Annotated in this window: 9 protein-coding genes; 4 read left to right on the top strand and 5 right to left on the bottom strand. The window is 72.6% G+C overall.

From position 1 onward, the window contains the following. Window position 1: 1 nt before the first annotated feature. Window positions 2-493, bottom strand: a complete 492-nt coding sequence (locus LQK93_RS14850; protein ID WP_374968552.1) for a peptidoglycan-binding protein — start codon at window positions 491-493, stop codon at window positions 2-4. 302 nt (window positions 494-795) lie between these two features. On the opposite strand from LQK93_RS14850, the gene LQK93_RS14845 reads away from it, so the two are divergent. Both LQK93_RS14845 and LQK93_RS14840 read left to right on the top strand, forming a co-directional pair. Further along, window positions 796-1,596 (top strand): CoA transferase subunit A, encoded by an 801-nt coding sequence (locus tag LQK93_RS14845; RefSeq protein WP_374968551.1) that lies wholly within the window; start codon window positions 796-798, stop codon window positions 1,594-1,596. 1 nt (window position 1,597) lies between these two features. Further along, a complete protein-coding gene (locus LQK93_RS14840) occupies window positions 1,598-2,239 on the top strand; it encodes a CoA transferase subunit B (RefSeq protein WP_374968550.1) in 642 nt (213 codons plus the stop codon). Window positions 2,240-2,303: 64 nt separating this feature from the next. Here LQK93_RS14840 and LQK93_RS14835 read toward each other — a convergent pair whose 3' ends face one another. Continuing rightward, on the bottom strand, window positions 2,304-5,432 hold the full coding sequence (locus LQK93_RS14835; protein WP_374968549.1) for a SpoIID/LytB domain-containing protein: 3,129 nt from the start codon (window positions 5,430-5,432) through the stop codon (window positions 2,304-2,306). A gap of 115 nt (window positions 5,433-5,547) precedes the next feature. Between LQK93_RS14835 and LQK93_RS14830 the strand changes: the two genes are divergently transcribed. Next, on the top strand, window positions 5,548-7,875 hold the full coding sequence (locus LQK93_RS14830; RefSeq protein ID WP_374968548.1) for a hypothetical protein: 2,328 nt from the start codon (window positions 5,548-5,550) through the stop codon (window positions 7,873-7,875). Window positions 7,876-7,885: 10 nt separating this feature from the next. On the opposite strand, the gene LQK93_RS14825 is transcribed toward LQK93_RS14830, so the two are convergent. Then, window positions 7,886-8,902: a hypothetical protein gene (locus tag LQK93_RS14825; protein WP_374968547.1), complete on the bottom strand. Its 1,017-nt coding sequence runs from the start codon at window positions 8,900-8,902 to the stop codon at window positions 7,886-7,888. Between the two features lie 5 nt (window positions 8,903-8,907). After that, a complete protein-coding gene (locus tag LQK93_RS14820) occupies window positions 8,908-9,777 on the bottom strand; it encodes a glycosyltransferase family 2 protein (protein WP_374968546.1) in 870 nt (289 codons plus the stop codon). Between the two features lie 138 nt (window positions 9,778-9,915). Between LQK93_RS14820 and LQK93_RS14815 the strand changes: the two genes are divergently transcribed. Next, window positions 9,916-11,772: a hypothetical protein gene (locus tag LQK93_RS14815; RefSeq protein WP_374968545.1), complete on the top strand. Its 1,857-nt coding sequence runs from the start codon at window positions 9,916-9,918 to the stop codon at window positions 11,770-11,772. A 16-nt stretch (window positions 11,773-11,788) separates the two neighbouring features. On the opposite strand, the gene LQK93_RS14810 is transcribed toward LQK93_RS14815, so the two are convergent. Beyond that, the gene (locus tag LQK93_RS14810; protein WP_374968544.1) at window positions 11,789-12,256 is read right to left on the bottom strand and encodes a hypothetical protein; all 468 of its coding nucleotides are present in this window, start codon (window positions 12,254-12,256) and stop codon (window positions 11,789-11,791) included.

Raw genomic sequence — 12,256 nt, 5'->3', positions numbered from 1 at the left:
CTCATGCCGAGAGGCGGTCGAACAGCGACCACGTGCGCGAGGCCACGACGCCGGTGCTCGCGAGACCCGCACACGCCTGGGCGGCCTTGACCGCCTCGCGCGTCGCGAGGTCGAACACGCCGGTCGGGTGCACCCCCAGGAGGCGCTGCACGGCCACGACCTGGGGTCCCGTGTCGCCCGCCCGCAGCACCGTCGAGCGGTCGGCGACGAAGGGGAAGTCGCGAGCCTCGAGCACGTCCCACAGCTCCGGCGTGACGATGCCCGTCTGCGGCAGGGCGAGCGAGCGCTGCAGCAGGACGACCTTGTCGCGCGTGATGGCCCCGAAGACGCCGTCGACCGCCAGGCCACCGAGCGCCCGCTGCACCACCCGGACGGCAGCGCCCCGCGCGCCCGGCGCGATGGTCAGGCTCTTGTAGGGGGTGTAGCTCGTGGCGACGTCGACCCTCGCGACGCCGGCGCTGTCGCGTGGCGGGATGCTGGCGCAGGCAGTCATGGCGAGGTCCTTCCTGATGATGTGAAGTCGTGGTGTGGTGTGGCGGGACGGAAGTGGGCGTCGGGCGTGCGCCGCGGGACGCAGCATCGACTCCTGCACCATTTATGCACTGTCGTCACAGCAACCACAACCGCCTCAGCAGAACTACACGCCTGTACTTCTCGGCGGCGCCGACGGCACACGTGGGCGGCACACCCGGGCGGGCACGGTGGCGGCATACGTGGGCGGCGACCACACGTCCGGGGATCGTGTGGGGTCACCCCACGGCCCGACAGCGGCGCGGCGCGGATAGAGTCCGGCCCATGGACAAAGTCGTCTCCACACCCCAGGAGGCCATCGCCGGGATCCGCGACGGAATGTCGCTGTCCGTCGGCGGATTCGGCCTCTGCGGCATTCCCTCGACCCTCATCTCAGCGATCCACGACGCCGGCATCACCGACCTCGAGGCCGTCTCCAACAACTGCGGAGTCGACGACTGGGGGCTCGGGATCCTCCTGCGCGACAAGCGGATCCGTCGGATGGTGAGCTCCTACGTCGGCGAGAACAAGGAGTTCGAACGGCAGTACCTCTCCGGCGAGCTCGAGGTGGAGCTCACGCCGCAGGGCACCCTCGCCGAGCGCCTTCGCGCCGGCGGCTCGGGCATCGCCGCCTTCTTCACGATGACCGGCGTCGGCACCCAGATCGCCGAGGGCGGCCTGCCCTGGCGCTACGACGACGCGGGCAACGTCGCCGTCGCCTCGCCGCCCAAGCAGACCCAGGACTTCGAGTGGATGGGCGAGACGAAGACCTTCGTGCTCGAGCAGGCCATCACGACCGACTTCGGGCTCGTCCGCGCCGCCAAGGGTGACCGGCACGGCAACCTGGTCTTCAACCAGTCGGCGCGCAACTTCAACCCGCTGTGCGCAATGGCCGGGCGCATCACCGTGGCCGAGGTCGAGGAGCTCGTCGAGCCGGGCGAGCTCGACCCCGACTCCATCCACCTGCCCGGCATCTTCGTCCAGCGGGTACTGCCCCTGACCCCCGAGCAGGCCACTGACAAGCGCATCGAGCGCCGCACGGTCCGCCCCCGCACCGTCTCCACCCAGACCGAGCAGGAGGCCTGAGATGGCACTGACCCGCGAGCAGATGGCCGCGCGCGCCGCCGCCGAGCTGTCCGACGGCGCCTACGTCAACCTCGGCATCGGACTGCCGACCCTGGTGCCCAACTACGTCCCCGACGACGTCGAGATCGTGCTCCAGTCCGAGAACGGCATCCTCGGCGTCGGCGCCTACCCGGTCGACGGCGAGGAGGACCCTGACCTCATCAACGCCGGCAAGGAGACCGTGACGCTGCGCAAGGGAGCGGCGTTCTTCGACTCCGCGACGAGCTTCGGCATGATCCGAGGTGGCAAGGTCGACGCGGCCATCCTCGGGGCCATGCAGGTCAGCCAGGGCGGTGACATCGCCAACTGGATGATCCCCGGCAAGATGGTCAAGGGCATGGGCGGCGCGATGGACCTCGTCCACGGCGCCAAGAAGGTCATCGTCCTGATGGAGCACACGGCCCGCGACGGCTCCTACAAGATCGTCAAGGAGTGCTCGCTGCCGTACACCGGACGAGGTGTCGTCCAGCGCATCATCACCGACCTCGCCGTGCTCGACGTCACCGAGTCGGGCCTGGTGCTCCGTGAGCTCGCGCCCGGGGTGACCGAGGAAGAGGTGCGCGCCAAGACCGAGCCCGACGTCGCCGTCGACCTGTCCACCTGAGCACCTGAGCACGCGGAAGCGGGAGGGGCGCCGGCCCAGGTGGACCGGCGCCCCTCCGCTGCCTTCACGGCCCGAAGCGGGTCCTCCAGGCGTGGGTGCCCGCCGGCAGCGCGGTGCCCAGGACGAAGCGACCGCTGACCGGCTCGATGAAGAGCGCACCGTCACTGGTGCGGCGCACCAGCAGGTCGTGGCGGCCGTCGCCTGTGAGGTCCCCGACGGACTTCAGCTCGCTGTAGGGACGCCAGTCAGCGGTGCCGACCGGCTGACCGGGCCGGAGTGCGCCGCCGGCCAGCCCGGCGTAGAAGACGAGGCGGCCGTCGCTCGACCGGACGGCTGCCACATCGGTGCGCCCGTCGCCGTCGAAGTCCCCGGCGGTGATGTGGGAGAAGCTGTTCCAGCCGGAGCCCACCTGCCGCACGCCCGTGATGGTCCCGGCTCCACTGCCCAGGTAGAGCACGAGCCCACCCGCCGTGTTGCGCGCGAGGAAGTCGGTGTGCCCGTCGCCGCTGAGGTCGCCGACCGGTACGAGCAGGTTCACGCCGCCCCACCCGCTGCCGATCCGCACCGGGGGTCGGTTCAGCACGCCGTCCGCGCTCCCCGACCACATCCACAGGGTGCCGTCGCTGCGCCGGGCCAGCACGTCCCCGATGTTGTCGGAGTCGAAGGGACCGACCCCGGTCAGCAGGGCGGTGCCGGAGAAGCCCGACGACGCGAGCGTCTTCAACGCGAAGCTCCGGTTGCCCGAGTACGCGAGCGCCGCGACGCCCGCACCTCTCGGGGTGAGCGCGTCCCCCAGCGAGTCGGCGGTCAGGTCGCGCGGGAGGACGCGGGCCGACGTGGCGGGGGGCGAGGTCACCGTCCACCACGTGCTGCGCAGGCCCATCGTGCTGCGGAAGGCGTCACCGCCGACGGTGACGGAGCCTGCCGACCCGGTGACGCGCACGGAGGTGATGCGTCCGCCCCAGTCTCCACCTCCCGAGCGGTCGAGCACGGACAGCGAGGACAGGGTGCCGACGGACGGGTAGGCCGCCTCGATGCGCGCCACCGCGAGCGAGGCCGTCCACGGGCTCGGGTTGCCCGACACCGCGACGCCGTCGTAGGGGTCGACCTTGGCCACCTGGTAGGGCAGGGACGACCCGACGGTGCGTCCGCCGTTCGCGGCTCCGAACTCGGTGAGCGCCGGCGACCCGTTGTAGCGCACGACGGAGCCTGCGGTCGCGGACGTGGCCGCCGTCGAACGCGCGTCGAGTCGTGCGGTGCGTAGCGTGCCCGCGGTGTCGTAGTCCGCGATGCCCCGGTAGACTTGGCAGCTCGAGGAGTCGCAGGTGTCGTAGTACGCGGATAGCGGGTGCGAACGGGCGTATGCCGCGTAGCTGCGAGCCGCGATCGCCTGCGCCTGCAGCGCGGCCGCAGGCCAGGAGGGCGGCATCTCGTTGGGCACGACCGCACGGGTGTGCGACTCCGCGTCGGTGGTGTTGACCGAGCGTGCACCGGTGCCCCACACCCGGGTGGTCACCGAGCCCGCGTAATCGCGCTGGAGCCCGGAGGGCAGCACCACGCGAAGCACCCCCGTGGATGGCCGGGACAGCACGAGCGGCGCTGACTTCCAGGCCTTCCAGTAGCCGCTGGAGACCCAGGTCGTGCCGCTTCGCCACTGCAGCGTGAGGCCCCCACCATCGGGCACGATGCGCCACTGGCTGGGCGAGCCGGCGAGCTCCCGGGTGCTGCGCCCGTCGTTGAAGGTGAGGCCCGTCTGCTTGGTCACGGTGGTGCCACCTGCACCGAGCTCGGAGAGGTAGGTGCGCAGCTGTGGGTTCCCCTGGGCGGCCACCGTCGTGCCCGGGTAGTAGAAGCCCGCGATCCGGGCGGCCGTGAGGCCGGCGCGTGCCGCGCCGTAGGCGCCGTACTGGGACATGCCACGGCCGTGGCCCAACCCACGGCCGGCGATCGTGAACGAGCTGCCGGCCGGACGGCCGAACGTCTCGAGGACCGGCCTCGGCGTCATCGCCGTGAAGGGCTGGCGTCCGATGGACCAGGTGCTCGCGGCGGCGCTGCGGATCGACGGGACCTGCGCGTATCCCGCGTTGCCGGGGCACTCGGTGTCGCCGTAGTCGCGGTGCCCGCTGACCCGGCTCTTGGTGACCGTGGTTCCGGCCGGGTACTTGGAGTTGCCGGAGGAGGTGAAGGTCGCCGTCGCGGCCGGGTTGAAGTTGGCACGGTCGGCGAGCCACGCGATGACTGCCGCGACCGAGGACTTCGTCGCCGACGAGAACGGCACGCTGCTGTGGTCGCCGATGACCGAGACCCCGACCGTCTCGGTGTTGAAGCCGCCGGTCTGGGCGCCCTGCACGAACGAGGTGATGCTCCCCGAGCGGCCCTCGTAGATCTTGCCGAACCGGTCGACGAGGAACTGGTAGCCGATGTCGCACCAGCCCAACGACTGCGTGTGGTAGGCGTAGATGCCGCGGACCAGGGAGGCCGCCTGGGCCTGCGTGTAGTTGTTGGCGTTGACCGTGTGGTGCACGACCGCGCCCTTGTAGCCCGACAGCTTCTCCGGGGTGCAGGGCTTCATGCTCTCGTCAGCGCCCCACTGGGCGCGGGTGATGATCGTCGGCTCGCGAACCGCTGCCACGGCGGAGCCGGGAGGTGTGCCGAGCTGGGCGTCGGCCGCCGAGGACCCCGCGTCGACGAGCGTCGCCGTCAGGCCGGCGGGCGCGGCCGTGCCGTTCGAGGCGACCCTCACCTCCAGGCCCGTTCCTCCGGCTGCGGTGATCGGCTCCGTGCCGTGACGGGCGCCCCGGGCGTCGGCCGACCCGTCGTCGGGGGCGTCGTCCAGCACCTCCAGGTCGAGCCACGGGCTCCAGCCGGCGGCCGTGCGGGTCCGGGCCTCGACCGTCGCTCCTGCGGGAAGGGTTCCCGCGAACGTCACGCCCGCGACGTCGAAGGACGTTCCGACCGAGGTGAGAGAGGCCACCACTCGCCTCGGGGCGGTCCGGGCACCCACCGTGGCACGCAGCGCCGGGTCCGCGACGGTCTGCTGCTTCGCGACGGGCACGACCGGCACCGCGATCCGGTGCAGCTTCGGCGTCACCGGCACCGGTTTGGCGGCGACGGGGACGGTCGGCAGCGCGACGAAGGCGCCGGCGAGGCCCACCGCCGCCAGGAGGGTCGGGAGGCGTTTGAAGTCGGGCACAGCACACTCCTTGTTACTGGAGTGACAAATGTCGCAAATGCCTGCTGGATCGGCAAACGGAGGCGCGCGGGCTCGTGGGATCGGCCCGAGAGCCGGCGTCTCGTACACTCGGCACATGCGCCCCGGTCCCACCTCCGTCGCGCCCGCAACCGATGGGACCGGATCCGACCCGGGGCTGAAGTCGCAGGCCGCTCCTCCCCCGGCCGCGCGGTCCTCGAGGTCGTGGGTGAGGCGCACCCTCCCCGCGCTGCTCGTCGCCCTCGCGCTGGCGGTCTACGCGGCATACGTCCTCCTGGACAGCGGCACCCGGCCGGCCGACGTGCGCAGCTACGCCCTCTACTGGGCGCTCTGCCTCGTCGTGCCGGGGACCCTGGTCTTCAAGGCGATCCGGGGAACCGCGGGCTCCTGGCTGGCTGACCTCGCACTCGGCGCGACGACTGGTCTCGTGTGCGAGCTGGCCGCCTGGGCGATCGCCGAGTCGTTGGGACTGCAGGAGCAGCTGCGGTTCTGGCCGGTGCTGACGCTGGTGCTGCTGGCCCCACGGGGCACCCGCTCCCGGGTTCTCGAGCGGCCGACGCGACCCTGGTCCCTGCCCGCCTTCACGCTCGTGACCGCGGCCTGCGCCCAGGTGGTCTGGCAGGTCTACCGGACCTACCTGCAGGCCTGGCCGCTGCCACCGACCGGCAGGGTCTACTACCCCGACCTGATGTGGCATCTGGGACTGGTGAACGAGGCGACCCGCAGCTTCCCGCTCGGCACGCCGCAGGTGGTCGACGGCGGCCTGCTCGTCTACCACTGGTTCAGCGACGCCCACCTCGCCGCGGCCTCGCTCATCACCGGTGTCAACACCACCACGGTGCTGCTGCGGCTCTGGGCCCTCCCGGTCCTGGTCCTCGGCGTGGCGCTGACCGCCGTGCTCGCGCGCCGCGTCGGTGCGAGCGACTGGGCCGCAGCAGGTGCCGCCGCGCTCATGTCGACGACGGTCACCGTGCCGTTCTGGCCGAGCATGTGGACGGGGAGCAACCACCTCAACCCGCTGTCGCCGTCACAGGTCTACTCCGTGCCGTTCACCCTGCTGCTCGTCTACTCCCTCGTCGACCTGGTGAGGCCCAGGACGGGGTCGCGGCGCGGAGCCGTGGTCCTTGCCGTCCTCGCCGCCCTCGGCACGTCGGGAACCAAGAGCTCGGCCCTGCCCATCGTCCTCGCCGGGGTGGCTCTGGCCACCGCCGCCGCCGTGCTCCTGCGTCGGCAGCGACGGACGCTGCTCGCCCTCCTCGCCTGCCTGGCCGTCGTCACGGCCGCGGCGCACCAGCTCGTCGCCGGCGGGTCCTTCGGCGCAGGGTTCCAGCTCTTCTCCGCCCTGTCCCTCACGCGGCCCTACCGCGTGCTGCACGGCCAGACCGTCGACTTCACCACACGAGTCCTGGCCGGGCTCACCGACACCCCCGGGGTCGGGCCCCTCCTGTTCGTCGGCCTGGTGCTCATCGGCGCGCTGATGGTCCTGCGGCTGCTGGCTGCCTTCCTGCCGTTGTTCCAACGGACGCTGCGAGGCGACCTCGCGGCGTGGCTGCTGTCGGGGATCTGCCTCGGCTCACTGGTGCCCTTCCTCGCGCTGGGTCACATCGGCTACAGCGAGTTCTACTTCGTCTTCGGCGCGGTGCCGTTCGGCTGCGTGCTCGCCATGTGGTCCCTGTCGACCCTGGTCGACGAGAACGACCCGGGCGCGCGCGTGACCGCCATCGTGGGCGCCTGCGCCGCGATCGTGACCCTGGTGCTGGGGTGGATCAGGCTCCGGTCCCCGATGGGCAGCTCGCGCGCTGCCGTCGTCGACGACCTGCGGTCGTTCGTCATCGGGCTCGCGGTGACGGCGCTCGTCCTCGCGACCCTCGTGGTCGTCGGGCTCCTTCGGCGCCGGCGCGGTGACGCGCGCTGGGTGCCGGCCGCCCTCGCCGCGGTCGTCGCGGTCGTCGTGGCCAGCGGTCCGCTCAACGTCGCCGTGAGCGAGACGACCGAACCGGCTCCACCACGGCAGTACGCCCTTCCGCTGGCGCAGTCGACAGCCGCCCTCTGGGTGAAGCGCAACGTGCCGCTCGACGCCGTCATGGCCACGAACGCCCACTGCCGCAACGGAGCCGGTACGCCCTGCGACTCCCGCCTCTGGTGGATCTCAGGGCTCGGTGGCAGAAGGGTCATGGTCGAGGGCTGGGGCTACCTGCCGACCGCAGTCGCCGGCTTCCCCGACCAGGCACTGCTGCGGCTGAACCAGGCGGCGTTCGAGCACCCGACGCGCGAGGCCGTCCAGCAGCTCCGCGACCGCGGCGTGTCATGGCTCGTCGCGCAGACGGTCCCCGGCTCCAAGCCCTCGGCCGACCTGGGTCGGTTCGCGCGGGAGCGCTACCGCAAGGGCCCGATCGTGATCTACCAGCTGCCCGCAGCCCCCTGACCGCTCGGGCTCAACGACGGCCCAGCCGCGCCTCGAGCTCACCGGCGAGGGCCTGCACGGGCACGGCGGCCGGGAGGAAGGCGTCCAGCAGGCTGCGCTGACGTGAGGTGAGGGCGGTCTCGAGCGTTGCCAGCTCCGGTGCGGTGACCCGGATGGCAGGCGTCTGGTGCACGGCTGCGAGGTTGAGCAGGGCCGTGCTGTTCGAACCGATCACGACGCGCGAACCGACCACCTCGCGGGCGAGCTCCGCCGGCGCCGAGCCCTCGACGAGCTGGAAACCGGCGTAGCGGTCAAGGTGCTCACTGGGGTGCGGTCGCACGACGAGGTCGAGGCCTGCCGCAGCGCACTGGTCGCGCACCGCCTGGAGGTGTTGGAGGTAGCTCGCCTCGGACATCACCCCGAGGTCGGGCCAGGGCTGGGTGAGGTACACCGCCCGGGGGCTCGTCGGCGACGGCCCGGACAGGCGGGTCCGGAACTCGCGCGCCACCTCCTCGCGCACGACCCAGCTGCCAGTCGTCCGTTGGTACAGCGACCAGTGAAGGTCGGTCAGCAGGCGTCCCCCGGCACTGACCACGCCTGCCCGGACGACGCTGCGCAGGGCAGAGCCTCCCTGACGGCGGTATGCCTCCCGCCGGCTGCGGAGGTCGCCGAAGGAGCCGATGCCCTCGTCGACGACGACGACCCGTGGCCGCCGGCCACGCCCGGCCAGGACCAGGCGGGTCCACGCCCGGGTGCCGGGCAGCCCGATGGACAGCAGGACGAGATCGACGCCGTGCGGGACGCGCCAGTGCTCCTCGCGGACCTCCGTCTCGACCAGCAGCCGCGGATGGTCGGGCCGGAGGGCCCGGACCTGGTGCTCGTCCACCCGGGCCAGGCCGAAGCCCGCGCCGACGTCGAGGACCACCACCTGGACGGTGCCCTCGACCTGCGCCACGTGGTGGCGCAGCCAGGAGGCGGCATACACGAGGTGGGTGACGCTGCGGACCCCCGAGAGGATGACCCGGGAGCCGGGCCCCTGGTGCGGCACGGCGCTCAGACGATCGGGGGGCGGCCGGCGCGGGAGAGCCGCGCCACGGTGCCCCACGTCATCGGCCGTCGGTCCCCGGCGTCCTCGCGAAGTCCCTCGCGCAACCCTCGGAACCAGACGGCGAGCTTCTCGCGGTCACGCACCCTCGCCACGGTGATCGCCGACCAGACGGCGACGTAGAGCTCGGCGACGGGGTGCGGGAGGTTGCGCCTGGCGACCCAGACGCGGTTGCGGGCGTTCATCCGGTAGTAGACCGCGTGGCGCGTCGGCTGCGTCGCAGGGTGGTTGACCACGACGTCGGGCCTGTAGCGCAGGCGCCAGCCGGCGTCGAGCAGGCGGTACGCGAGGTCGACGCCCTCGTGGCCGTACCAGAAGTGCCCGGGCCAGCCGCCGACCTCCTCGAAGGCCGAGCGCCGGATGGCGCACACCCCCTCCCAGAAGACGACGACGTCGCCGGCCGCCCCGCCACCGCCGGTCTGCAGTCGCGGCACCCACCGCCGCGGCGTGGGCAGGCCCGTCGGGTCGACGCCGCGCGGCTGCACGACGGCGACCCGGTCGTCGTCCGCGAACTCCTCGGCGAGGCGCACGAGCACGTCGGTGGTCGGCAGGAAGGCGTCGTCGTCGTAGAAGAAGAGGATGTCGCCGCGTGCCTCACGGGCACCGATGTTGCGACCCTCGGGGATGCCGACGTTCTCCTCGAGGTGCACGGTGCGCACGCCTTCGAGGACACCCTCGGGTCGCCAGCCGTTGCCGACGAGGACGACATCGAGCTCGACGCCCTCCTGGGCCAGCAGGGTCTCGAGGGCCTTCCGGAGCTCGGTGGGCCGGGTGCCCATCGACAGGACCACGGCGGCCACCTTGGTCAGCGGGGGCATCGTCGCTCCTAGCAGGCGTCAGGCACCTCACGGGTGCGGGAGTCGGTGGCGCGCCCGCTCCCGGACGGCATGGCTATTGTAGTCGCGTCATCCGGACGGCCCCGCGGCCCCCGGAGACCCACCACGAGAGGACCACGAGTGACCGCCCACCTGAGCGACCAAGACATCCAGCGAGACGCCATCTCGGGGGCACGAATCCTGGTCGGCGACATGCTGATGTGGTCCGACCTCGACTCGCTCGACGTCCCGCTCGCCGCCCGGGAGATCGTCCGGGCCGCCATCGGGGCGAAGCGTCCGCGCCGAGTGCTGCTGGCGGGCCCACGTGCGGGGCTCCTCGTCGACACGGTCCCGGCGGACGTGCCCGTGGATCTGCTGGTGCGTGCGCTCCCCGACGCCCGCACCCTCGGCGACCGCGCCGGACTGCACCGCAGCGCCGAGCTCTACTGCGGCGGCCTGGACGTCTTCGAGCCGGGGCACACCTACGACCTCGTCGTGGCGCTCGGCGGCCCGGAGCGCCTCCTCGGCCCGGACTCCGAGGGCCTCACCGACGCGCAGACCATCGCCCGGCTCTCGGCGCTGCTCGACGACGGGGGCCGCCTGGTCCTCGACCTGGCCAACGAGCTGGGCTTCACCGACCTCGTGTCGGCCGTGCCGGACGCGACCCTCGAGTCCGATGCAGGGTGGCACGTGGGGGCCCACGGCTTCGGATCCCGCCACCTCTTCGCCCGTGAGAGGACGCCCCTCCTGCAGGGCGAGGGCCTCCACCTCGAGGCGTGCTTCGCAGCGCTGCCCACCGTGGACGAGCACCGGGTGCTCGTGCACCGGGAGGCGCCGCGCGACGACCGTCTGCGCGACCAGGTGGGCTTCCAGGCCGGCCTGGCCATGGACGAGCACTTCTCCGCGACCCCCATGCTGCGCGAGCCGCGCAACGTCGTGGAGCGCGTCGTCGACGGCGGGCTGCTCGACGAGCTCTCCCCTGCCTGGCTCGTCGTCGCCGCCAAGGGCGCCGGGGTCGCCGCCGCGAGCTACCCGGCGATCGTGGTGGCGGAGCCGGAGGCGGACAGCCGCTGGAGCACGGTGACCGTCGTCGCTCCCGACGCCGCGCAGTCCGTGAGCTGGGCCGCCTCGCGCGCCGACACCGAGACCAGCGAGGGCACCGTCGCCCGCGGCCTCGTGCCGCTGGCCCAGGGTCGCTCCTTCGAGCTCGACCTGCGCCGCGCGTGCGCGACCCGGCGGCACGCTGCCATCCGCACCCGCGTGCGCCGGTATGCCGCATGGCTCTCCGACAACCAGACGTGGACCACGCAGACGGCGGAGCAGCGATTCTTCGCCACGCCCGCCAACACCCTCGTCGACGGCGACGACCTGCGCCTGGCAGACCGGTCGTGGCGGCGCACCGGTGTCGTCTCCGGCGAGGACGCGCTCGTACGCGGACTGCGCGACTTCGCGCGGCGTCTCCTCGCCTCCGGGTCGGCCCACCCGTGGCGGGTCACGGTCACCCCCGACGAGCTGACGGTCACCCTGGGCGCCATGGCTGGGGCCACCGTCACCACCGCGATGATCGCCCGGGTCGCCCGCATCGAGGCCGAGGTGGCCGCCACGGTCGCCGGCCGTCCGGAGGACATCGAGGAGCTGCTCGCGCGCAACCTCGAGCAGGGCCAGTTCGCCCGCGACCTGCCCGCGCCCGACGAGATCGGCTTCCGTGAGCTGCTCACGCACGACCGGGTCATCTCCCGCGAGCTGCGTGAGAAGAACGGCCAGGTCAAGTGGCTCGAGGGCACGCTGCGCCACCGGGACCGCTACATCCGCAGCCTCGAGCGGGTCATCGAGCGCTACGAGGACACCCTCACCTATCGCGCGGTCGAGGCCATGCGGGCTCCGCGCCGCATCGCCACGGAGAAGGCCGTCGCCGTCGCCAAGACGACGGCACAGGACGCCCTGCCGCCCGGCGCCCTCAGCAAGGCGCGTCAGCTCGCCGCACGCATGTTGAAGTGACCCGGGGCGAGCCGGGTCAGGCCTGAGCCGGACCCGCCTCGGACGTGGTGGCCCACGCGAGCCCGTGGGCCACCACCACCTCGCCCACCCGGGTGACGACGTGGTGGATCTCGACGCGCGGGCCGACCACCGGGCTGCAGGTGACGGGGGCACGACGAGCCAGCAGGACCATGGGCACGTCGGCGAGCTTGGCGAGGATCTCCGTCGCGCACCAGAGCTCCCAGAACCGACCTCGCGTCGGGATGCCCGCGAGGCGCCAACGCGCGTCGATGCCGGGTGGCACCGGCTGCAGGGCGAGCTCCGCGTCGACCGCGTGGGCGAGCGGCCGGTCGTGCGGACTCTCCGGCTCGGGCAGCACCCAGCACACCACCCGGCCGTCGGCGAGGTAGGAGTGCGCCCCCGCTCGGCACCGGTGGCCGGCGCGGGCCGCGATGACCGGCGGATGGTCACGGACCGCCCGTGCCAAGCGGTCCGCGCGTCCCAC

The organism is Terrabacter sp. BE26 (assembly GCF_041941675.1).
GTDB lineage: Bacteria > Actinomycetota > Actinomycetes > Actinomycetales > Dermatophilaceae > Terrabacter.
This window is presented reverse-complemented; position numbering and strand designations above follow the sequence as displayed.

Coding starts and splice junctions, on each gene's coding strand:
- LQK93_RS14850 (WP_374968552.1), bottom strand. CDS start 493: ATGACTGCCTGCGCCAGCATCCCGCCACGCGACAGCGCCGGCGTCGCG.
- LQK93_RS14845 (WP_374968551.1), top strand. CDS start 796: ATGGACAAAGTCGTCTCCACACCCCAGGAGGCCATCGCCGGGATCCGC.
- LQK93_RS14840 (WP_374968550.1), top strand. CDS start 1,598: ATGGCACTGACCCGCGAGCAGATGGCCGCGCGCGCCGCCGCCGAGCTG.
- LQK93_RS14830 (WP_374968548.1), top strand. CDS start 5,548: ATGCGCCCCGGTCCCACCTCCGTCGCGCCCGCAACCGATGGGACCGGA.
- LQK93_RS14820 (WP_374968546.1), bottom strand. CDS start 9,777: ATGCCCCCGCTGACCAAGGTGGCCGCCGTGGTCCTGTCGATGGGCACC.